The sequence below is a fragment of the Adlercreutzia caecimuris B7 genome (assembly GCF_000403355.2).
In the GTDB taxonomy this organism is placed as follows: Bacteria; Actinomycetota; Coriobacteriia; order Coriobacteriales; family Eggerthellaceae; genus Adlercreutzia; species Adlercreutzia caecimuris.
Window position 1 is genome coordinate 1,720,118 of record NZ_KE159646.1, and the last position, 22,989, is coordinate 1,743,106.

16 protein-coding genes are annotated in these 22,989 nt (G+C 66.6%); 7 read left to right on the top strand and 9 right to left on the bottom strand.

What is annotated here, in order from left to right; genetic code table 11:
* Positions 1–26 precede the first annotated feature (26 nt).
* From C811_RS10900 to C811_RS10910, 3 genes are read right to left on the bottom strand one after another with little or no spacing between them, the layout of a single operon-like run.
* Positions 27–941, bottom strand: a complete 915-nt coding sequence (locus C811_RS10900) for a dimethyl sulfoxide reductase anchor subunit family protein (protein WP_016309655.1) — start codon at positions 939–941, stop codon at positions 27–29.
* A 6-nt stretch (positions 942–947) separates the two neighbouring features.
* Positions 948–1,607, bottom strand: coding sequence for a 4Fe-4S dicluster domain-containing protein (locus tag C811_RS10905; RefSeq protein ID WP_016309656.1), 660 nt, complete (start codon positions 1,605–1,607; stop codon positions 948–950).
* Positions 1,608–1,625: 18 nt separating this feature from the next.
* On the bottom strand, positions 1,626–5,270 hold the full coding sequence (locus C811_RS10910) for a molybdopterin dinucleotide binding domain-containing protein (protein ID WP_016309657.1): 3,645 nt from the start codon (positions 5,268–5,270) through the stop codon (positions 1,626–1,628).
* Between the two features lie 334 nt (positions 5,271–5,604).
* On the opposite strand from C811_RS10910, the gene C811_RS0103530 reads away from it, so the two are divergent.
* Together C811_RS0103530 and C811_RS10915 are read left to right on the top strand one after the other, a co-directional pair.
* The gene (locus C811_RS0103530; RefSeq protein WP_016309658.1) at positions 5,605–6,558 is read left to right on the top strand and encodes a hypothetical protein; all 954 of its coding nucleotides are present in this window, start codon (positions 5,605–5,607) and stop codon (positions 6,556–6,558) included.
* Between the two features lie 9 nt (positions 6,559–6,567).
* Entirely contained in the window at positions 6,568–8,523 is a 1,956-nt protein-coding gene (locus C811_RS10915) for a UvrD-helicase domain-containing protein (protein ID WP_016309659.1), read from the top strand.
* Between the two features lie 252 nt (positions 8,524–8,775).
* Here the strand turns inward: C811_RS10915 and C811_RS10920 are convergent, their stop codons facing one another.
* Complete coding sequence (locus C811_RS10920; RefSeq protein WP_016309660.1) at positions 8,776–9,471, bottom strand: TorD/DmsD family molecular chaperone; 696 nt, start codon at positions 9,469–9,471, stop codon at positions 8,776–8,778.
* 3 nt (positions 9,472–9,474) lie between these two features.
* Complete coding sequence (locus C811_RS10925) at positions 9,475–10,305, bottom strand: hypothetical protein (RefSeq protein WP_016309661.1); 831 nt, start codon at positions 10,303–10,305, stop codon at positions 9,475–9,477.
* A gap of 239 nt (positions 10,306–10,544) precedes the next feature.
* Between C811_RS10925 and C811_RS10930 the strand changes: the two genes are divergently transcribed.
* Both C811_RS10930 and C811_RS15850 read left to right on the top strand, forming a co-directional pair.
* Positions 10,545–11,060, top strand: a complete 516-nt coding sequence (locus C811_RS10930) for a LisH domain-containing protein (protein WP_016309662.1) — start codon at positions 10,545–10,547, stop codon at positions 11,058–11,060.
* A 171-nt stretch (positions 11,061–11,231) separates the two neighbouring features.
* A complete protein-coding gene (locus tag C811_RS15850; protein WP_016309663.1) occupies positions 11,232–13,280 on the top strand; it encodes a response regulator transcription factor in 2,049 nt (682 codons plus the stop codon).
* Between the two features lie 343 nt (positions 13,281–13,623).
* Here the strand turns inward: C811_RS15850 and C811_RS0103540 are convergent, their stop codons facing one another.
* Positions 13,624–14,832: an IS3 family transposase gene (locus C811_RS0103540; RefSeq protein ID WP_016309664.1), complete on the bottom strand. Its 1,209-nt coding sequence runs from the start codon at positions 14,830–14,832 to the stop codon at positions 13,624–13,626.
* Between the two features lie 505 nt (positions 14,833–15,337).
* On the opposite strand from C811_RS0103540, the gene C811_RS10935 reads away from it, so the two are divergent.
* Positions 15,338–16,216 (top strand): LysR family transcriptional regulator, encoded by an 879-nt coding sequence (locus C811_RS10935; protein ID WP_016309665.1) that lies wholly within the window; start codon positions 15,338–15,340, stop codon positions 16,214–16,216.
* 257 nt (positions 16,217–16,473) lie between these two features.
* Complete coding sequence (locus tag C811_RS10940; RefSeq protein WP_016309666.1) at positions 16,474–18,702, top strand: oxidoreductase; 2,229 nt, start codon at positions 16,474–16,476, stop codon at positions 18,700–18,702.
* 219 nt (positions 18,703–18,921) lie between these two features.
* On the opposite strand, the gene C811_RS10945 is transcribed toward C811_RS10940, so the two are convergent.
* From C811_RS10945 to C811_RS10955, 3 genes are read right to left on the bottom strand one after another with little or no spacing between them, the layout of a single operon-like run.
* On the bottom strand, positions 18,922–19,797 hold the full coding sequence (locus C811_RS10945) for a sensor histidine kinase (protein ID WP_016309667.1): 876 nt from the start codon (positions 19,795–19,797) through the stop codon (positions 18,922–18,924).
* Between the two features lie 14 nt (positions 19,798–19,811).
* Complete coding sequence (locus C811_RS10950; RefSeq protein ID WP_016309668.1) at positions 19,812–20,888, bottom strand: ABC transporter permease; 1,077 nt, start codon at positions 20,886–20,888, stop codon at positions 19,812–19,814.
* Positions 20,881–21,849 carry an ATP-binding cassette domain-containing protein gene (locus C811_RS10955; protein ID WP_016309669.1) on the bottom strand — a complete coding sequence of 323 codons (969 nt, stop codon included), beginning with the start codon at positions 21,847–21,849 and terminating at the stop codon, positions 20,881–20,883. Before C811_RS10955 ends, C811_RS10950 begins: the two co-directional genes overlap by 8 nt.
* 173 nt (positions 21,850–22,022) lie before the next feature.
* Here C811_RS10955 and C811_RS10960 point away from each other — a divergent pair, with 173 nt between their 5' ends.
* Positions 22,023–22,871, top strand: a complete 849-nt coding sequence (locus tag C811_RS10960; RefSeq protein WP_016309670.1) for a response regulator transcription factor — start codon at positions 22,023–22,025, stop codon at positions 22,869–22,871.
* Positions 22,872–22,989: the final 118 nt, after the last annotated feature.

The following is a 22,989-nucleotide window of genomic DNA, read 5'->3' on the forward strand; positions in this document are numbered from 1 at the left end:
GACCAGAACGGGCCGCCTCCGTTACGCTAGTTCGCCCACTGGAACTGGATAAGGGCGTTCACGGCTACCTCGTAGAGCAGCACGCGCCACACGATGGTGCCGATGATGGCGCACACGATGGCGATCACGGCGGCCACGAGCACCTTGTCGGCGGCAATCTTGCCGGTCATGGCCAGGAAGGTGACCACGGCGGGCACAGCGCAGCCGATCACGATGGAGCCGAGCCAGAAGGCCAGCGCATGCTGACCGGTCATGATGGCGCCGGTGACAGCTTCCTCAGCCCCGCGCATGGGCACGTCGGGCAGGGTCGGGTCGAAGTAGTACTCCATGGTGGTGTAGGACTCGCCCATGCCGGAGATGGCCACGGCGTAGACCACGGTCACGATGGCCACGCACACCGTGCCGATGAAGCCGATGGTGCTCGACAGCTTCACGGCGTCCTCGGCCTTGGTGGCACCGGCGATGATCATGGCGGCCAGACCGCCGAGCATCACCGTGGCGGCCACGTAGTACACGGGCAGCAGCATGGTGTCCCACACCGGAATGGCGGCCATGAGGTAGGAGTCGCCCGTCGCGAACGGCAGAGCCACGGACACCACGATGGCCAGGATGGCGCACCACTTGGGGGCCACACCCTCCTCGGAGCGGCGCATCATGAGGAAGTACAGCACCACGGCGATACCGAAGATGATCACGAAGATCAGCTCGATGGTAATGCCCGAGGTGATGTGGCCGAAGCCGTTCAGCATGCGCAGGGGGTTCTCCAGGTGGAAGAACACCGCCAGGCCGCCCACGGCCAAAGCCACGATGGCGCTCACGCAGGAGGCCAGCTGCATGGCCTTGCCCTTGCCCGCCAGGGTCAGGATGCCCTGGACGAGGAAGATGCCGGAGGCCAGGCAGTTAAAGAAGGTGAAGAGAATAAGGGGCCACTGAATTTCCATTGGTAGTTACTCCCTCCACTTGCGGCCCTCACGCAGCAAGTACATGATCTTGGGATCGTTGCCCTTGTTGGTGAGATGGTGAATGTCGTTTTCGGTAAAGGCTTCCACGTAGTCCTTGAGCTTGACGCGGGTCTTGGTCATCTCGTCGTACTGGCAGCCCGGGCTGTCGGGATGGGCCGGCGCCTCGAAGTTCGCCACACCCTGGTCCAGATCGCCGAAGAAGCGGGCGCGGGCGCCGCACTGGGCCACGCACTGGGGTAGCTCGCCCTGGGAGATGCGCTGCTCGCACAGCGTGCACTTCTCCACGACGCGCTCCTCCTCGTTCAGGTAGCGCACGCCGTAGGGGCAGGCCATGGCGCAGAACTGGCAGCCGATGCACTTGTCCTTGTCGATCTGGATGGTACCGTCGGCGGCCACGTGCGAGGCCTCGGTCGGGCACACCTTCACGCACTCGGGGTTCTCGCAGTGCTGGCACTGAACGGGAAGGAAGTACATCTCCACGTCCGGGTAGGTGCCGGAGCCGCCCTCGATGGGGTGCGGACCGACGCGCAGGGTCTTGATCCAGAAATTGCCCACGTCGACGCCGTTGATGGCCTTGCAGGCAACGGTGCAGGCAAGGCAGCCGGTGCAGCGGTTCAGGTCCGTGATGATTGCGTAGTTGGACATAGCTTCTACCTCCTTCCTTTATTCCTTGATAAGGCTGATCGTCTGCAGGCCCTTGGCATCGGACTTCGCGTAGGTGAGCTCCACCTTCGAGTCGTCCAGGCGCGGGTCGTTGGCCAGCCATTCCTTCAGACGCGGGTCGTTGGCGTTCGTGATGGCCTCGTTGCCCCACGGATCGCACGGCACCGGATTGCCGAACGGCGAGTTCTCCTCGGTGGCCTTGTAGACGACCATCGGGTTGCCGCGCAGCTGGGAGGCGCCGCAGATCCAGCACTGGGCGTACTTGTCCATGGTGCAGTTGATGCCGACGAGCTCGAAGCCATGGGCGGCGTGGTCCATCTCGGGGTACCACCAGGCATGGTTGGCGTTGGTGGTGCCTTCCTTGATGCCGTAGTACAGGTCGGCCACCTCGCGGATGGCGCCCCACGGCGTGCGGACCCAGATCCAGTCGCCCTGCTCGATGCCGAGGCGCGCCGCGTCGTTCGGGTTCATCTCGAAGCGCGGGGACGGCCACAGCTCGCGGCACCAGGGCAGCTGACGGTGCTCGGAGTGGAAGTACACGGGCTGGCGAGCGCCGGAGGTGCAGATGAAGGTGGCCTCCGGGTTCTCCTTCACGGCCTTCTTGTAGGCCTCGAGGTTGTCGGTGTCGCCATTGTCGGTGGCCTGGCCGGTGCCCACGCCCTCGATGAGGTGGTAGGGCCTGTTCAGGTAGCTCTCGCTGTTGTAGGAGGCGCCGTCCACCAGGTTGGCGTCGTACCACTCGGGGTTGGAGACGCGGGAGTTCTTGGCCTCGAACCAGTGCGGGAACTTGTCGATGTCCGGAATGTCGCCAGCGTAGGCGGCACGCTCGGGCGAGCACACCTCGGCGAAGTACGGGGTCTTGTCGCCCACCTTCACCGTCGTGCCCGGCGTCTCCAGCACGTAGGACTCGGTCACCGTGTCGCCGATATAGGACTCGCAGATGGTCGACCAGATCTCAACCTTGCCGGTGGGAGTGCCGAAGGCGCACTTCTCGTCCACGGCAGCGTACAGGTTGTAGCCGGCCTGCTGGCGACGGTAGCCCATCTCCCAGCGACGGTAGGTGCCCCAGCGCTCGGGATGCCACTTGCGGCAGTCGAACCAGCCCTCTTCCTGGAACTTCGCAGCGTACTGCGGGAAGTCGGGGCCATCGGGGTACTCCTCGGTCTTCCACCAGTCGGTGGCGTCCTTGAGCACGCGGTACTCCTGCTCCTCGTAGCCCACGCTTCCGCCAGCCTGGATGAAGTCGTGGTAGTCGAGGTTCAGCCACTCGTCGTACTCGGGGTCGCGGTCGTTGAACGGCACGCCCATGGACTTGTGCAGGCACACCACGAAGGTCGGGTCGAAGACCACATCTCCGATGGGCTCCACGCAGCGCTGGCCCGCGCCGAAGATGCCGCCGGCACCCTGGGACACACGGCCGGTGTTGGTCTCCAGCCAGTGGGTGCAGGGGAAAACGTAGTCGGCGGTGCCGTTGTTCGGGCAGGACCACAGGTTGATGTCCACCCAGAAGTCGAGCTGGGTGAGGGCGTCCCACGCCTCGAGCAGGTTGGACTGGTTCATGAAGTCGCCGGACATGCAGATGCCGCCGTAGAGCTTGTAGGGAGAATCGATCTCGCGGATGGCGTCCCAGATGGAGGAAGCGTCGGTCCAGGAGTTCCAGAAGCGCAGCAGCGGGAAGCGCTCGGCGGAGATCTGGTCCGCGTTGTTCTCGAACGGCGTCTTCAGACCCGGGAAGGCGCGGGAGCCCTTGTAATCGCCGCCCTTGCGCATGGCGATGATACGGGCCTCCTCATCGGTGGGGATGTGGTTGCCGTAGCGCTCCATGAGCGGGGAGTTCTCCGCCTGCAGGTACTTCACGAAGTTCTGGATCAGCGGGATCTGGTCCTCGATGGTCAGATCGCGCGGGGTGTTGCCGAGCTCCATGGTGCCGATGCCCTCGCGGATACCCCAGTCGACGGGCTCATGATCGGTCACGATCATGTTGGCGCGGCCGCAGCAGCCGTCCACCTGGGCCTTGGAGGAGCCGCGGTTGCCGGCGGGCTCGTCGGAGTTGCCAGTCAGGCAGGCGATGAGCTGCAGGGCGCGGGTGTTCTGCACGGCGTGGCCGGTCTGGTCGGGAGCCAGCTGGTAGTGGATGCCGCCGTTGCCGTGAAGCGGGTTCAGGCGCGTGGTGTAGGTGCGCACCGCCTCCTCGATCTTGTCGGCGGGCACCTCGGTGATCTGGGACACGTTCTCGAGGGTGTACTCCTCCAGGTTGTGCTCCCACTCCTGCCACACGGACTTGGCCTCGATCATGGTGCCGTTCTTCAACTTCACCTGCACGCCGTCGGGCCACAGCTCCGGGTCCTTCGGCAGGCCCTTGGGATTGGACTTCTTGCCCTTCTCGTTGCCCTTGCCGGTCCAGTAGGCGTCGTAGGCCGGGTCGGCCGGGTCGGCGAACTTGGAGGGGTCGGGCAGCCACGCATCGGCGATAATGGGCTTGTAGGGGTGCTCGATCCAGGTACCGGTGGTCGGGATCTTGTGCTTCTCGCCCTCCCACTGGCATTCCTCGGCGTCCCAATAGGTCGGCTTCTCGTTAGCGGCATCCCAGCAGATGAAGCGGCGGTAGGAGTACTGCTCCGGCGCCGGCTCCCAGAACTGGGAGACCCACTCGCGATCAAGGTCAGCCTCGGTGAGAAGACGGCTCGTCATGTGAATGCCGCCGTTCATCTCCAGAAAGTAGCCCTTGTAGGTCTTGCCGTCGGCCTCGGGGTTGTACAAAAACGGACCGTTGGACCAGCGCTTCACGAAGTTCTTGTCGTAGGCGTCGTTGTCCACGATCCACTTCAGCCAGCCCAGCGACAGCGCCAGGTCGGTGCCGACGCGGATGGGCAGCCAGATGTCGGCCTCCTTGCCCAGCGGGCTCATGCGCGGGTCCACCAGGATGTGCTTGTAAGCGCGCTGCGAGCAGTCGACGACGGTACGATTGGTGGAGTCGTAGTTGGAGTACTCCGACGCGGTGCCCCACTGCACGTACACGATCGGGCCCTGCTCCACTTCCATCCAGGGCGAGCCCTTCTCATCGGTGAGCACGCCGCCGAAGTGGCGGGGGCCCTTGCAGATCTCGTAGGCGGAATGGAAGTTGTGGGTGCCGAAGACCGACTTCAGCGTGCCATAGGGCGGCTGCGCCCATACGCGCGAGGTACCGCCCATGGAGAAGATCGACTTCCCGCCGTACTTCTCGATGAGCTCGTTGTACTTGGCGCCCACCTCGTCCATGGCCTCCGCGAAGTTCACACGGACCCAACCGGGATCGTCCTCGCCCTTGGGGTTGGTGCGCTTCATGGTGTAGCGCAGACGATCGGGATGGTACAGAGCCAGCATGGACGACTGCGACTTGGCGCAGCAATGACCGCGGCTGTGCGCGTTGGACTCGTCACCCTCAACCTTGATGACCTTGTTGTCCTGCACGGTGACCCACACACCGCATTCCACTTTACCGCATGCGCGGCAGCAGGAACGGATGCGCTTGACCTCACCAGCTGATTCGTCGACGCCCTCGGCCAAAGCCGCAGACGGAGCGGCGGCAAAGCTCAAGGTGCTCGCAGCGCCCGTGACGGCGGCTGCCTTCAGGAAGCTGCGACGAGTCAGTGAAAGTTTAGCCATGGGTCCCTCCTCTCTCTTAGAGTAGATAGCTTTCAACAAAACACCGGGAGCTGCCGGCGGAGCCTCGGGCGGCGCGCCCCCCAGGATGGATGGGAGGGATGGCCGCCGCGGCTGTCGGCAAGCTGCCGATGTTTTGTTGCCCAACGGTGGGAAATGATACGGAGCCGTTACGTTTCGCAATCATAAGAGCAGGCCGATTCGGGCCCGCGCAATCATCCGCAAGCTCATCTTTTCGGGATGATTTCCCTGTTCGCGCCCCTCCTATACTGGTCGGCGAAGAGGATAGACGGCAGCTTGGCCCCGTGCTGGCTGCCAACAGGAAAGGAGACCCCCGATGGCAAAACCCCATCCTTCCATGGCGTTGCTGCTCGATCTGGACGAGCGCCTCGTGGACAACGATCTGCGCCTGGAAATCGACCGCTGCTACTCTTATCTAGGAACGCCGGTGGTGCGCACGCACCCGGCGGGCGAGGGAGCGCCGGAAAACGCCATCCGCATGATGGTGCGCGTGGGAGCGCGCGAGTACCTGGATTCCACGGCCGAAGGCGCCGATGCGCTGTGGAACGACTCCATCGAGCACTGGCTTTTGAACCAGGTGCACGCCGTTGAGAACCAGATGAAGATCTTCAACCGCCGCCAACGCGAGGAAGGCCGCGACGAGCTTTTCTTCACGTGGCTGGAGGTGGAGCTTGCGGGCGGTCGCCTGACGGTGCGCCTGCGCCTGGATTCCTCCTGCGGCATCGATCCGGCCGACAGCGTGTGGGTGACCCGCGTGCGCACGGCCCTGAACGAGGGCGCCCTCGGCGAGGGCGTGGTAGCTGTGCAGCTGCCCTCCGATGCGTCCTACGAGGCGCAGTACGTCGCTGGCATGGCGGCGCTCGCGGCCCGCAAGGTGGCCGAGGAGGAGGCGGCGCGCGCCGCCGAGGAGGCCGCAGCAGCCGAGGCAGCCGAAGCCGAGGCCGCAGCCGAGGCGGCGTTCATGGCCTCGCCGGCCCTGGTGGCCGAAGCCGAGGAGGCGGCCAAGGAAGCCGAGGAGGCCGCCGACATCGTGGTGCAGGCCCGCATCGCCCGCGATCTGGAGGCCGCCGAGCGCGGCGAGCTGGAGAAGACCCCCGAGCAGATCGTGGCCGAGCGCATCGCCGAGGAGGCGCATCTGGGCGAGGACATTCAGAAGAAGTACGCGCTGCCCGAGGCTGACTTCCCCATTGCCTTCGACCAGTGGACCGTCATATACGCCGACGGCACCACCCGCGACTTCGACGCCATCCGCGGCGTCCTGGCCGAATAGGAGGCTGCCATGACCGATGTGATCGCCGAGATCGCGGCCTTTGACGGCCGTATCGCCAAAATTACCGGACCCGTGCGCTCCGGCAAGACCGAGGCCTTGGTGCGCCGCGCCGCCGCCCTGCTGAGCGCCGGAGTCGCGCCCGAGGCCATTCTGCTGGCCACCTCCACGGCCGAGGCCGCCCGGGTGGCGCGCCATCGGCTGGCTGAAGCCCTCGCCGCTGCCGGCATGCCCGATGCGGCGGCACTGGCGGCCTGCGCGAACGTGACCTGCGCCCGCGCGGTATGTCTGGCCGTGCTGGATACGCCCGAGGCGCGCGCGGCCACCGGGCGCACGCCGCGCGTGCTGACGTCTTTCGAGTGCAACTTCTTCCTGGAGGACATGAAGACCCTCGGCACCCCGGCCCGGCGTTTGCGCTCGCTGCTGCGCCACTTCCAGGAGCAGTGGTGCGCGGGCGCACCCGAAGAGGAATGGGTGGTGCCCGGCGAGGAGCAGGAGACGCTCGATCTGGCTCGGCGCCTGCTCACCCGCACGAACGCCATGCTGGAAGCCGAGGTGGCCTACCTCTGCGGGCGCTACCTGCAAAGCGATGCCGGAGCCGAGGCGCGCCAGCGTTTTGCCCACGTGCTCGTCGACGACTTCCAGAATCTGTCGGCCGCCCAACAGACCTGCCTGTGCCTGCTGGCCCGCGACCAGGTGATCGTGGCGGGCAACCCCGACGAGACGGTGGCCGTGGCCACCGAATTCCCCGCGCCTGAGGGCTTTGCCACCTTCGATGCCCTGCGTCGCGGCGTGACCGTGTTCAACCTGGATGCCGCCTTCGGCAACCCCGACATCACGGGCTTCTGCGATGCCGTGGTGCGCGCGGGCAACGAGGGCGCCCTTGCCGCCGGCGAGCGCCGAGGCGAGGTCCGCGACATTGCCACGGTGAAGTGGAGCACCCCCGACGAGGAGTTCAACGGCCTGACGCGCTACCTGTTCGCCCTGAACGCCGAGAACCCCGAGGCCATCCAGGCCGAGACGTGCATCGTGGCCCCCAACAAGCAGTGGGCCCACGCCTTCTCGCAGATGCTCGCCAAGCGCGGTTTTGCCGTGTCGTCTTTGGGCTTCGAGCGCCTGGCCGGCGACCCCCGCGATATGAGCCGCGCCAAGGCCCTTGCGGCCTACACGGCGCTGAACCTTATCGCCGACCCGGAGGATCTGTTCGCCTGGCGCGCCTGGCTCGGCTTCGGAAACTACCTCACGCTGTCCGATGGCTGGAAGTTCCTGCTGGAGTGGTGCGACGAGCACGACGCGACCATCTTCGATGCCCTGGACGCCGCCAGCACGGCCCGCGCCGCCGGCGAGGCCGAGCCCTACCCCCGCGCCGAGCGCCTGGCCGAGCGCTACGATGCCGGCCGCGCACTCATCGAGGCCAACCGCGCCCGCCGCGGCCATGCCCTGCTCGCGGCCGTGGGCGCCGAGGGCCTGCGCGATTTCACGGCCCTGGCCGACCGCATCGTGGGCGACGAGGATGCGGCGGCCCTGTACGCCGCGGCCCGCGCCACCCAGTTCGCTCCGGTGCACGAGGACAACCCCCGGGCAGTGCGCGTGAGCTCCTACGAGCAGATGTGCGGCTGCTCCTACCGCGCCGTGTACGCCGTGGGCTGCGTGGACGGATTCGTTCCGGCCCGCGACGCCTTCGAGGTGGTCTCCACTGACGCCGACCGCGCCCGCGTGCGCGAGACCGGCCGGCGCGCCTTCGCCGCCGCAGCCGGCAAGGCGAGCGACGCGCTGATGTTCTCCACCTTCAGCAAGGCGCCGTTGGAATTGGCCGAGCGCACGAAGATGCAGGTCTCCCGCGTACGCATGGAATCCGGCGAGCGCGTGGCCACCTTGCGCCCCACCTGTTTCCTAGAGGAAGCCGGTGGGGCGGCCCCCATCACCTTGGGAGGCCAGGCCCTCTTGGCCGATGCGGGCATCGACTAACCCCCCCCCTTGCCTGAATCGCAAGAAAAGCCCCTCATCGGGGCTTTTCTTTTTGCCAAAGTAATTCCGATTGCTTCCGACTGCTTCCGGCCATGATCCACCACCCTTGCGCTTGCCACCTCCAGATATGCGTCGACCCCGCATAAGGGGGAGGCGGGGTCGACTCGAAAGGAGGGGAAAGAGAGGGGTTGGTAAGGGATGGGGCTGCAGCGAGGCGCGCGATCGCGATGCCTCCCGAGCCGCCCGGGGCCGTTAGGCCTCCACGGAGTCCAGAAGCTCGCGCAGGACGGCCTCGTCTTCCTGAATGGTGCCAAAGGTGAGCTGGCCCAAGCCCTGATAGAACAGGGTGCGGGCGTGCATGCGCATATCGGTCACCACCATGGGAACCCAGTTGATGAGGTGGTTCTCCAGGAAGTCGTAGGAGGTGCGCAGATAGGCCACGGCCTCGTCCTCGGCGTCTTCGGCCAAGGCCTCGGCGGCGCGCAGGGCCATGCGCTGCATGAACTCGAGTTCCAGGGCAATGTGATCCTCGGCCTCGTTCCAGTCGCCGCGCTTCAGCTCGTTCTCGCGCAGGGTGGCCAGCACCTCGGCCCGGGCCTCCTGCATGAGCAGACGCCGCTCGGAGGTGTACACGCTCTCGTAGGGGTAGGCCGCCGAGTAGCCGTTCACGCCGTGTCCGATGAAGGTGCTCACGTAGTCCACGGCCAGCTCGGTCACCGAGTCGTCCCAGGCGCGCTTCAGATAGTCGTACAGCTGATGATAGCCCTCGTCCACGGCGGCATTGCCCGTGGCCTGGGGAAAGCGCATGCCCTGCAGCTCGCGCAGAGTCGCCAGGTCCACTTCCTCGCGGAACAGGCGGGCGAGCATCCCGTAGGAGCGGGCGCGGGTGTTCATCAACTCAACGAGATCCACGTCCTCGGTCGTCTTCACGTCTTCCATCACAGCCATGATCTACGCCTCCTTGCGCGCCTTCAGCTCAGCGAGCATCGCGCGTCCCAGATCGGTCAGGTTCCAAGCGCCCGCGCCCCACAAAATGCAGTCGGTCGCCTCCAGAATGTCTACGAAATGCTGGCCGAAGCGCCGCGGCGACTTCGTGATGTCCATGGTGTCGGTCAGCTCCTCGATGGCCGCAAGCTTGCGGGGCTCCTCGGCCAGCGCGTCCATCACCCGCTCATACACCTCGGCGTAGCGGGACTCGTCCGACTCCAGCACAATGGCGCGGAACTGAGCACCGCCCATATACTCCGCGCGCAGCTTGAGCGCCTCTGCGGTGGCATGCCAGATGGGATCCACCGTCTCCTTGATCTCCAGGTAGCTCACGCCCTCTTCGGCGCTCTCCTGTTCTTCGGCGGTCTCGGGCATCTCCAGGGTAAGGGCGCCGGCCCGCTCCAGCATGCGGCACAGCGTCATAGGGGCGTATACCGACCAGTTGTCGCGCTGCCATTCCTCCACGCGCTCGGAGATGACGCTGGAGGCGCAGCCGCCCTCGGCGAGGCCGATGATGTTCAGCAGCACCGGTCGGCGATTGGGATTGCGCACGATGAGCGCCTGCAGGGCCGCCCGGGCACTTCCCTGGCGCTCAGGCGAGTACACCGGATCGTGGTGCACCGTCTCGGGCATGTTGCGCATCGTGGGGTAGTCGATGGTGTCGTAGGGGTTCTCGTCGTCCATCCACTCTTGGTCGATGATCGAATCGTCCACCGCCAAGGGGTCGAACTCGTCGTCGAAGGCGAGCAAGTCGAGAGTGTCCTCCCCTGTCGTCTTCGCTGCAGAATATGCCATGGGGCACCTTCCTTTCTTCTATCCTCTTCGCCATCTATTGTAGGAAGATGGCCGGGGGCATCTTCATACGGCCAGGTCGTATCTGGAGGTCACGGCATCATCCTCTCGTGATGATTTGCGAAGCAAGCGAGGATGATTCCGCACGACAAGGCCCCTTTTCGCCTTGACGTTTCGCGCGGGCACGCCATAATGGGGGTGCGTTGCGAAACTGCGGGGCTACCGAGTTTTAGGGAGCACTTATGACCAACGCAGCATTCGGCAAGAAAACTCTTGCCATCGCGGTTATGGCCAGCCTCTGTGCGGCCCTGATCGCCGTCCCGGCCTATGGTTTCTACCATGTGCACGACGACGGCGTGTCGGACGGATCGCAGGGCCTGGGTGCCTACGAGGTCTTCATGGTGGTCGACGAGACCGCCGTGGGGGGCGACGTGCACTCCGACCTGATGTTCGTTCCGGCGGGCAGCACGGCCGATGTTGTCCTTAACGAGGGCATCATCTCCAGCGAGAACCAGGCCGGTCTGGACGCCATCCACAACTACGACGTCCAGTCTGTCGCCGAGTATCTCGCGGCCAACGGTTACAACTACACGGTTGCCGTGTATCCGACCGGAGAGGTTCAGGCCTACAAGGATGCGGAGGGCGCCTACGCCGCCACGTCGCAGAACGTGAGCGAGGCCTACACCGCCGCATCGAAGGGCGACGGCAGCACCGTCGTCGATCGCTACGACAACGTGGTGATCACGGTGACCCAGTAGGTCGCCACCTTCGGGAGGGCCGTCGTCGACCAGCGGCGGCCCTCCCCCTTTTCGCGGGCCGACATGGCACACGAGACGCTTGACGCTGGCCAGCGTGCGATTCTATAATCCGCTGACTCAGCGTTAAGAAGACGAGAAGAAACAGCAGGGGAATCGACGCCAAGGGGGATCATGGGCTTTCACGTACCGCGCGTCACCATCAGCATCGACTTCGGCAAAGAGGCCTCGTTCGGCGAGCTGAGCCTCATCTCGCTCGGCTACGGGCTGCACCAGGCCTGGATTTACAGCTCCATGTTCGATAAGGGCGGCATCTTCGGCACGGCCCCCTTGGAAGTAAGCCCTCTGAACGAGGAGCTGTCGCTGGCCTACTTCATGTCCATCCTCGTATACGGCGTGTTGCTGCTTGTCGCGAGCGCGCTGGACACGAAGCTCATCCGCTTCTTCCACGCCACGGCGACCCTCGCCAGCGCGGCGGCGCTTGGCGCCGCGGGTACTCTGCTTCTGCTCTTGCCCGCATCGGCCGGATGGGACACCGAGATGACCCAGATCGTCTCCGGCGTGCTCACCGGTGCGGGCTCCTCGGTACTGCTCATCGCCTGGGGCATCGCCTTCGCACGGCGCGACTCGGCTTCCATCGTCATCAACGGGGCTCTGTCCATCGCCATCGGCTTCGGCATCTACGGCGTGGTGCTGCACCAACTCCCCTTCCCCATCGGCGCTATCGCGAGCGCGCTCATTCCCGTGGCGGAAATGGCGCTTTTGCTCGTGCTGCGCTCCCACGTGAGCCTCGATTTCGACAACCGCCGGCTCGTCTTCAGCCCCCTGCCCATTAACCAAGCGCGCTTCGTGTTCCGCTTCGGGCTGCCGGTGTTCTTCCTCGGCGTGGCCCTAGGCGTGCTACGCCAAACTTCCATCGAGACGGTGCTGCCCGGTGACGGCTTCGAGGATCAGGCCATCCTCTTCGTCACCGCCTGCTGCGCCATGGTGCTCATCATGGTGACGTTTCTGGCTCTTGGCGGCAACGAGCGCTGGCACACCTTCTTCCGCCCGCTCATTCCCTTCATCGCCGTGACGGCCGTGTTCATCCCCGTATCCGCCGGCTCCGATTCGGTGCTCACCACTTCGGTGGTGCTCATCGGGTACATGACCTTTGAGGCGCTCATGTGGATCTTCTTCGCCGAGCTCTCGCAGCGCTTCCGCCTCTCGCCCATCTTCGTGTTCGGCCTCGGACGCGGCGTGATGGCCCTGGCGACCCTCGGCGGGTCGCTTCTGCCCGTAGCGAGCGCCGCCCTGCCCGGTATTCCGGCCGTAGGCGAGACGGGCCTTGTGATCCTGGTGATCGTGGCCATGATGGTGGCCTATGCGCTGCTGCCCGAGGAGCGCGAGATGATGACCATCGTGTCCACGGCCCCCTGCGTGAAGCTGGCCGCCCGCACGCCGGGCACACCGCTTGTGGTGGCGAACTTTGCCGACCGCGACGGGGAGGGCGCGGCTGCGGGGGCTGACGCGGCGGCAGAGCCGGCGGAGAAGGCCGGCGCCACTTGCCAGGCGTCGCGGGATCTGGCCGCAGAAGACGAGGGGAACGGGCTTGGAACCGCTCCCAATGCGACGGCAGACCTCGGCGGCGCGGCGGTACTTGCGGGCGCAGCCGGTGCGAGCATGGACCCGGCATCCGCCGCTGCGCCCGGCCCGACGGCCGCGACATCGCCCGCCGCAAGCGCGACCGGCACGGACGCCTCCGCTGCCCCGGTATCTCCTACGACCTCGAGCGCGGGCGCAACTCCCGCAGCAAGCGCGGGCGCCAACGTTGCAAGCCCCTCGGTTCCTGCTTCTCCCGACCCCTCGGCCACCGCTGCGGCGCCGCTGGGCGCTGCGACCGTTGCCGCTCCCGCGGCGCCGTCGGCCTCCGCGGCCAGCGCCGTCCCCGTGTCCGAGGCGCGGCGCACCATGCTCGGCGGGGCGCCCGAGGCCGACGACGAAGGCGCCCGCATGGGCCGCTTCCGCCTGCGCTGCGAGGCCGTGGCCAACACCTACCTGCTGTCGCGCCGTGAAAGCGAGGTGCTCTACTACCTGGCCCGCGGCTACAAGTCGGCCTCCATCCAGCAGCAGCTCTACATCTCCGAGGGCACGGCGAAGACCCACATCCGCCACATCTACCGCAAGCTGAACGTGCACAACCAGCAGGAGCTCATCCTCCTCATCGACGAGGTGGAGCTGTAGGAGGCAAGCCCCTGACGCCTCGGATGCGCCCCGAGCGCCCCGGGCGTTTTCCCGACGTCGAGAGCGTCTGGGGCACCTGGGGTGTCTGGGGCATCCAGGGCGTTTGGGCCACCTGTGGCACCCGGGGTGACCCTTCTGCGACGAATCGCCTGCGGGGTTCCCTGACGCCATCGGCTCAGTCCCCCGACGTCGGGGAAACGCCCGGCCCAGCCCCCTCGGTCCCGCCAATGGGGCCGGGCCTATCGACGAATCCAAATCTATGCATATCGGAACTCTTTGCTCAGACCTGCAAGAAAAGCCCCGATATGTGCAGGTTGGGGGTGCGGACGTTTTTCCGTACCGCCTAGGCGGCGTACCCAAGCGAGGCGCGGTACTCGTCGGGGCTCAGCCACCCCAGCGAGCGCTTGATGCGCCCCGAGCAATAGTAGCGCAGGTAGGCGTCCAGACGCCCGGAGAACTCCGCCAGGGAGACGCCCTCCCAGTCCCTGTAGTGGAAGAACTCGTTCTTGAGCCGGCCGAAGAACCCCTCGCACGCCGCGTTGTCCGGGCTGCACCCCTTGGCCGACATGGAGCGGACCAGGCCGGCCCCCTCGCACAGGGCGATCCAGCCGGGCCAGCGGTAGTGGCCGCCGCGGTCGCTGTGCACCACGGTGCGCGCCCCCGGGCGCCTGCCGGCGAGCGCGTCCTCGAGCGACCCGTTGGCCAGGTCGGCCGTGGGCGACGCCCCTATCCTCCAGCCGGCGGGGCGCCCGTCGAAGCAGTCCACCACGGCGCTCAGGTAGGCCTTGCCGGCCGGGATGCGGAACTCGGTTATGTCGGTGACCCACAGCTCGTCCGGGGCGGCCGCCGAGAAGTCCCTGGCGACCAGGTTGGGCGGGGCGGCGGACACCTCGCCCTCGTAGGAGCTCCACCCCCTGCGCCGGCGCCTGTTGTAGGCCGCGGACAGGCCCTCCTCCCGCATCAGCCGGCGCACCACCTTCTCCGACACGCGCACGTCCTCGCGGCGCAGGCGGGCCCATATGGTGCGGTAGCCCCACGCGCGGGAGCCCTCGTCGAACAGCTCGCGCACGCGCGCCCGCAGCCCGGCGTACTTGTCGGGCCGCCCCAGGCGCGCCCGGTGGTACTCATAGGAGCTCCTCGAGATCCTCAAGAAAGCGGTGATCTCTCGGAGGGGCAGGCCTGTCGCCGCGCGCAATCTCTCGCCCAGCTCGCACTTTCTCCTGTTCGATATCGAACCCGGATGCGAGCCTGCCCCTTTTAGGTCGTCCAACACCGCCCTGAGCAGCATGTTCTCGTTCATGGCGGCCTCGTAGGCCGCCCTCTCCGCCTCGTTCAACGGGTCCTCCTCCGCATCGGGAGGGGCCATCCTAGCAGCTCCCCGTGGAGGTCTTGCGGCGGAGCCGGACGCCCGCCATCGCGCGTGGGGCAGCAGGCCCCGCCCCCAGCGCTGGACCGCGCCCCTGGACGCGCCGCAGAACTCGGCGGCCTCCACCTGGGTCATCCCCTCCTCCAGCGCGAGCAGCGCCAGCTCGATCGTGTCCCTGTCGTACATGCGGACTCCTTCCCGGACCGACGCCGGTCCAAGTTTTTGTCCGCACCTCCGTTCGATGCGCAGAATCCCTCGATATGCATAGATTTGGCCATTATGAGGGGCCAAATCTATGCATATCGAGCAAAAACGAGCAGATAGTTTGGTGGGCATGGCTGACGGGATGGCGCGAGCGGCGTTCGGGGCCGAACAACCTGAGCATCCGCATGCTCCCCAGAGACCTCCCGCCGGAGCAGGGTTGTCACATGGTCGTCGTGCACGCCGCCGCCCTCCTCAGCTCCGAGGAGGACACGCCATTTTGCTTCTGCAAGGTAACAGGAGGGCCGCTTTCGCCCCCGAGGCCCAAAACGGCACGTAGCGCATATGGCACGGCCTGAGGCGCACTCAGACAGCCCGCGCCCTCCCCGAGGCGGGCGACCTATCCAGATCGCCCGCCTCCCCCTTCGCCGAATCTCGCCCTTGGCTCTCCCGTCCGTGGTATGATGCCCCGTCGAAGAGGGGAGGCTCCGTGAACATCAACCAATTGGAGTGGTTCTGCCTGGCCTACGAGGCGCGCTCGTTCGCCAAGGCGGCCGAGCGCGCTTTCGTGTCGCGTCAGGCTCTGGGCAAGGCCCTGGCCCACTTGGAGGGCGAGGTGGGCGCCCAACTGTTCGAGCGCAGCGAGGCCGGCGTGACCCCCACAGCCGCCGCCGATGCCGCCTATCCCATCGCCCAGCGCATCGTCGCCGACGAGCGAACCCTGCGCCGGGCCTGCGCGGAGGCGGCCCAGGCCGAGCACCCCGCCATTCGCATCGCCATCGCCAACGGCGTGCTCCGCTCGCTCTCTGCGGGCCTGCTCGGCCGCTTGGAGGAGGCCTTCCCCGCACTGGACTTCTTCATCGAGAAGCACTACTTCCTGGAATGCTTCGATCGCCTCGAAACGGGCGAGGTGGACTTCGCGCTGTGCCCGGCCCCGCGCGAGGGCTCCTACCAGCGCTGGCCCGTGGCCGAAGAGAGCGTTTTCGTAGTTGCCGACAATACCCTCGTCTCCTTCGACCCCGACACCTGCACGTTAGAAGACCTTGAAAGCCTCGCGTTCTTCCTGCCCGGCGACCGCGGGCCGAACGACCTGGGGCTCGGCCGCGCCATGGCCGAGCGGGGTCTCACGCGCCACACGAACACCCAGTACACCGACTACGATTTCATTACCGAGAAGGTCATCGCAGGCCAGGGCGCAGCTCTGGCGCCGGAAAGCGCCCTGGCCCCCTTCGTCGAAGCCGGGCTGACCACCTTCCCCGTGCCAGAGCCCACGGTACGCTGGCGCGTGGAGCTGCTCGCCCGACAGCGAGAACTCACCGAGGTCGAGCGCCAGGTCATCGCCTTCCTCACCGCGTCTGCGAACCAGTAGTAGCCCGCAACGCACGACTCTTGCGGCCGCGAGAACCCCTCTCCTCACGAGCGGCACCACCGCGCGGACGCTCCCTCGCGATCACCACAGCTGGACGCCCTTCCCACAGATCAGAGCCTCGCGGCCACCTCTCTCAGGATGAAACCTTTAGTTGCATCCCGCAAGATCTTCGCTTCTTCCCGTCCCCGCCTCCCCATGGTTGAATGGCCCCGTTGTCCCCGGTGCCCGCGGGCACCATCCAAGGAGGAGGAGAAACCATGACCCAGCATTCCGTATCTCGTCGTTCGTTCCTGCGCGGAACGGGCCTGGCAGCGCTCGGCGCCGGACTGGCCGGGGCGGGCCTTGCCGGCTGCGCGCCCCAATCGCCGGCCGCCGCACCTGACGGGGAGCTCGCCAGCACGGCCGGTACCAGCAGCGAGAGCGACGTGATCTACCAAGCCCTTGTGAACCCCCAGGACTACGACTACCGCGCAAGCACCACCGATTTCGCCACGCTGTTCTCTCCCTGGAAGCTCGGCAACCTCGAGATCAAGAACCGCGTGGTGAAGAGCGCCGCCGGCAGCGCTACCTACCTGGCCGGCTACACCGACGAGCTGCGCCAGTACTACGTGAACTTCGCCCAGGGCGGCGCAGGGATGATCTGGGTGGAGGGCGAGGCCTTCGCCATGCCCGCCGACGGCGGCCCGGTGCCCGAAGAAGCCGTTGCCTTCTTCACCGATCTGACCGACGAGCTGAAATCCCACGGTGCCCACGTCGGCTTCCAGTGGGCGCCGTTCGGCGTGGCCCCCTCGGAACTGACCGTGGAGGCCATCAAGGGCATCGAGGCCGCCGGTGCCGCCCTGGCCGCCCAGCTGCAATCCATGGGCTTCGAGGCCATGGAAATCAATGCCGCCGGCTTCAATCAGGGCGAGCAGTTCCTCTCCCGCTTCCACAACGATCGCGACGACGAGTACGGCGCCGGCAGCATCGAGAACCGCGCCCGCTTCGTGGTGGAGTGCATCCAGCAGATCAAGGCCGCCTGCGGGAACGACTTCGTCGTGCAGGTGCTCATCGACCTGGCCGAAGAGAGCGACAACCTCACCAACAACCCCACGCTCATGGATCTGGATTGCGACCTGACCAAGCCCTTTAGCAAAACCACCACGGTAGACGAGGGCATCGCGCTCGCCCAGCAGTTCGAGGCTGCCGGCGCCGATTCCATGCACCTGCGCCTCGGGCCTCTGAGCAACCATCCTTGCCAGTTCGGCAGCGATCTGTACTTCATCGTCAACGGCGTCGAAGGCGCCACGGGCTTCGGCACCCAGTTCGACTTCAGCCGCCATTTCGGCGGCGAGCTCATCGGCAACCATAGCGGCGCCGGCATGACGCTGAACATGGTGGCCCGCTACAAGGAGGCGCTCTCCATCCCCTGCGGCGCCGTCACCTACATGGACCCGGCCCACGCCCCCGACTTCTTCGAGGAGGCCCTGGCCTCGGGCATGGTGGATTTCTACATGATGACGCGCCCCCTGACGGTGGACCCCGAGTATGTAAACAAGCTCGCCGAGGGCCGCGCCGACGAGATCATGCCCTGCACGCGCTGCTTCCACTGCCACATCGGCAGCAACGAGATGAACGCCGCCATGGGCTGCTGCCGCGTGAACGCCCTCACCCAGCGCGTCATGCGCGAGGGCGGTCCTGCCACCTACGAGCTTGAGCCGGCGGCCACGCCCAAGAAGGTGCTCGTCGTGGGCGGTGGCCCTGCCGGCATGGAGGCCGCCCGCATTGCAGCGCTGCGCGGGCACTCCGTGACCCTCTGCGAGAAGAAGGGGTCGCTCGGCGGCCTTCTGTCCTTCGCCTCCCAGATCAAGGGCCCTCACGAGAACCTGGACGACTACCGCGCTTACTTGGAGCGCCAGTGCGAGCTGGCCGGGGTGGACGTGCGCTGCAATACCGAGGTGACTGCCGACATGGTGGCGAGCGAAGCGCCCGACGCGCTCGTGCTGGCCACCGGAGGCCTGCGCGGGGCGCTGGAAGTGTCCGGCGGCAACGTGGTGCCCCTGGAGAACTACATGAACGTGGAAGGCGACAACGTGATCGTCTGGGGCTCCAACGCCCAGGCCTTCGATATGGCGCTGTGGATGACGGTGCACAAGAAGAATGTGACCATCGTCACCCCGAGCGGCGTGGACGAGCTGGATATGCAGCAGTCCCACCACGCCCAGCGCTTCATGACCACAAGCCTGTACGCCTTGGGCGTGCGTCCCTACACCCACGCTTCCATCACCTCGGTGGCCGACGGCTTCGCCACCGTGCACGCAGGCGACATGGACTGCGACGTGCGCATCCCCTGCGATGCCATCGTGGATGCGGCCGACATGCTGCCCAACGACGAGCTGCTCTCCCAGGTGTCGGTCGCCGAGACCTACGCCGTGGGCGACTGCGCGAGCCCCTTCAACATCGCCATGGCCGTCCGCGCCGGCAACGACGCCGGGCGCGCCCTCTAACCGGAGCCATTCCCTCCCTCCCCCTTCGCCCGGGCGACCTTTCCCCCTCCCCTCAGGTCACCCGGGCCCTATCTCGCCCCCCCCCTGCGGGCCGACTCCAACCGGATGGCCCGCTTTTCGTGCAGGGTGTCTCGAAAATCCCCAGTGAATTCCCTCGAAAATCCCAAACGATACCTTTGATCAGCGGAAACAACCGACCGATCGCGCTCGCTCAAACCGTCAAACCGGAAACTCCAACGCAATGGAGAGCACATCGCCCTGAAGGGCGGCGGTCGCCTCGATGCCCTGGGCGGCGGCGAGGCTCTTCACTACGGCGAGGCCGAGCCCCGCGCCGCTTTGGACCCGAGCGGCATCGGCCCGATAGAAGCGCTCGAAGAGGCGGCTCACGTCCAAGGCCCCGGGGTCGGCCACCGCGTTGGAGAACACGAGCGTGCGGCCCTCCTGGGTGATGGAGGGCGCTGCCGCCCCATAGCGCAGGGCATTGCTCACCAGGTTCTCCGCCATGCGCCCGAGGGCCGCCTCGTCGGCCTCCACCGTGAACGACTCGTCGGCGAAGCGCACCCGCGGCTCCCAGCCGCGTCCCTCGAAGGCGGGGAACTGCCCAGCCAGCACCGTGGCGAGCACGGGCATCACCGCCACGGGGCGCATATCCAAGTCAGCATCGGGATCGCTCGCCTGAGTGTAGGCGAAAAGCGAGTTCAGCAGCCCTTCCATATCCTGCAGGCGCGTGCGCGCGGCTCCCAGATAGTGGGCGCGGCGATCCTCGTCGGTCTCGTCGGCAGCCAGCGAGACGTAGCCGGCCGCGCCCATGAGCGGCGTGCGGATGTCGTGGGAGAGGCTCGCCAGGTCGCGCTGGAACTGACGGCGCTCTGCGGCGGCATCCTGGCGCTCGGCCTCAGCCGCATCCAGCGCGTCGTTCACCGCCCGGGCAAGCTCCGTAAACCCCGCGCCGGGCATCTCGGTGGCCATGCGCCCGTTCGATCGCCCGTCGCGCGTGCGCAGCCACACCGCCATGCGCCTCAGCTCGCGCCCGTACAGCAGCAGCACGATAAACGCGCACAGGGCCAAACCCCCGAAGCATACCGCCAGCGTCATGAGCCTTCCCCCCCCTACAGGTCACGCTTGCGCAGCACGCCTAAGGCCAGGACGCCGCACAGCCCGGCTGCAACCACGCCCGCGATGAGTACCTGCACCGCCACCGGCGCCATGGTCAGGGGCGCGGCGGCCGGAGTGCCGAGCAGCACGCCCGCAAAGGCCCCCAGATCCTGCACGCAGGATGACAGCAACCACGGCTCCAAGGCGCCGAGCCACGGAGCGACAACGGCAAGCGACAACAGCACCTGGCCCACCGCGGCGCCCAAGAAGCCCGAGCACACCACGATGGCCCAGGCCACACCGGCGCCGGCGCTGCGGCTGATCCACACGATAACCGCCGCCGAGCAGCCATAGGCGAAAATGACGAGCCACGTCAGGCCGAAGAACGCCAGCAGATCAGTCAGGCTGTTCGCGGCCTCGTAGGTAAAGCCCGCCACCGCGAAGGACGCCACGCTGGTCAGCGAGACCACAGCCAGGAAGAATGCCGCCAGCACCCCTACGAGCACGATCTTCTCCCCGTAGTAGCGCATGCGCCCGCGACGGTCCATCACGAGGTTGCGGGCGAACCGCGTTGTGAAGTCCTGGGCGCAGAACAGCGCCGCTACCAGGGCGACGATCAGGGTCAGCATGCCGCCCGACACCACCGAGTCGCCCAACATGTCCGCAGGCGTGGTGAAGGTGCGCATCTCCCGGGACACGTCCTCGAAATCGGCCTCACTCAGGGCCTGGGGGTCCTCGGCGACCGAGGCCCACAGCTCCGCCGAAGCCGAGCCAGACGCAGCACCCTTCTCCGCTTCCGCAGCATTTTCGGCGACGTCCTCGACCGCTTCCGCCGCAGCTGCCACCGATACCGCGGCCGCGGCCGGGCCCTCGGTCTCATCGCCCGAAGCCGCGCCACGGGCTCCTTCGTCTTCGCAGGCCGTCACCGTCATATCCACGGCCGATGCAGTCATGGAAAGAAACTCCGGCGACGATACCACATGCATCATGGCGACCACGAGAACGGACACCGCCACCACGATGGCCGTTACCACCCACAGCATCTTCCCATGCACCAAACGGTACATATCGCTCTTCATCAGGTTAAACATGGGTCGCGCCCCCTTCCATCAGCTCAACGAAGTAGTCCTCGATGTCGCGCTGCTCCTGGGAAAACTCCAACACCACCTGACCGGCTTCCTGAAGCTGACGCGCCACGGCCTCCGCATCGTAGGCACCCGTGGCCACAAGCGTGCCATCCGGCTCGGCGCGAAACGCCACGGTCGGGAAGGCCTCCTGCAACAGCGCGAGCGCCCGGGCCGTGTCCGCCGTGCGCACGCGCAGACTGCGACCGCATTCCGCTGCCATCTCCTCGGCGCTCATCTGGCGCACGAGCCGCCCATCGGCGATCACGCCGTAGCGCGTGGCCATGCGGTCCAGCTGATCGAGCACGTGCGAGCTCACCACCACCGTGATGCCCAGCGTCTGGTTCAGGCGCACGATGAGGTTGCGCATGGCCCGGGTCGCCTCGGGGTCCAGTCCGTTGAACGGTTCGTCCAACAACAGCACGTCGGGGTTGCCCAGCAGCGCCAGGGCGAGCCCCAGCCGCTGCTTCATGCCGAGGGAGAAGCCGCGCACCTTGCGCTTCCCCACACCCTGCAGGCCCACGAGACGCAGCACTTCTTCGCAGCGAGCCGGCGCGTCCACGATGCCCCAGGCAAGCGCCTTGGCCATGAGGTTGCGGTACGCCGACAGGTTCGGCAAAAGCCCCGGCTCCTCGATGAGCACGCCGATGCGCCGGATCGCCGCGCTGCCCGCGACCGGGCCGCCAACGCCAGTGTCACTCGGAGCACTCCCCGCTCCCGAGCCTTCGAGCGCGCCGCCGAACAGGACGACCTCCCCGCCGCTCGGCGCCGCAACGCCGCAGATCATCTTCATGACCGTCGATTTTCCTGCGCCGTTCTTCCCCACGAAACCGTAGATGTCGCCCGCGGCCACGGTCATGTCGAAGTCGCTCACCACCCGGCGGCCGCCGTAGGCCTTCGACAGCCCGCGCGTCTCTATCGCGTTCATGATGCGACCCTTTCCCTCGCACGCTCCATGGCGTCTCTCCTTTCGTCTCCAAGGTATACCGCATTTCCAACGTATCTCAGTGTGCAGCGCGGAATTTAAGAAACCTCTGCCGAAGATTTAAGAAAGTTTGAAGAAGAGTCGCGCAGATCGCTTCGCCGTATTATGCTGGCGCCATGAGCGAATCGCTGCGCATACTGGTCATCGAGGACGATCCCTCCATCAATGAGGTGGTCTGCGCCCATCTTACGCGCCAGGGGCATTGCTGCGTCGGGGCGTTCTCCGGCACCGAGGGGATGCTGCACCTGGAACACGGCGGCGGCAGCGTGCCGTTCGACCTGGTCATTACCGATCTCATGCTGCCGGGCATGACCGGCGAGGACGTCGTGGGGCGTATCCGCGCGGCAAGTGCCACGCTGCCTATCATCGTCATCTCGGCCCGTATCACCCCCGCCGATAAGGTCATGCTGCTTACCCTCGGCGCCGACGACTACCTGACCAAGCCCTTCGACTTGGACGAGCTCACAGCCCGCGTGAACGTGCAGATGCGCCATCGCAGGCGCGCAGCGGGCGAGGACGCCGCGGCGCCGGGGCCGGCGGGCAGCGAAGGCTTCGCGGCGCTAGGGCCGGCAGACAGCGAAGGCGTCGCAGCGAGGGCGGGCGATGGGAGCCCGGCAACCTTAGGCGCGACAGCTCCCGACATCCCCGTCCCGGCGAACAGCCGCCTCTCGCTGCGCTTCCGCGATTGGGAACTCGATCCCGATGGCCACACCTTCGCCGTGGCTGGCGAGCCCGTCGCGCTCACACGCACCGAGTTCAACATCTTGGAGCTGCTCATGGCGCGCCCCCAGAAGGTGTTCACCAAACAGGAGCTGTTCGAGCTGGCCTGGGGCGAGCCCTATTCCGTGGAGGACTCCACCGTGAACGTGCACATCTCGAACCTGCGCCGCAAGCTGAAGCCCACCGGCACCGACGGCTACCTGCAAACCGTCTGGGGCCTCGGCTACAAGCTCTCCCTCGATTAGCCGCGTACGCGCCCCGCGGCCAACCGCTCCCGCGGCCCGCAAGGCCTTCCATCACGCACAGACCGCTGTGGGGATGTGTGGTGAGGTCGGGCGATTTCCCCAAGCCTCCCTTCCTATT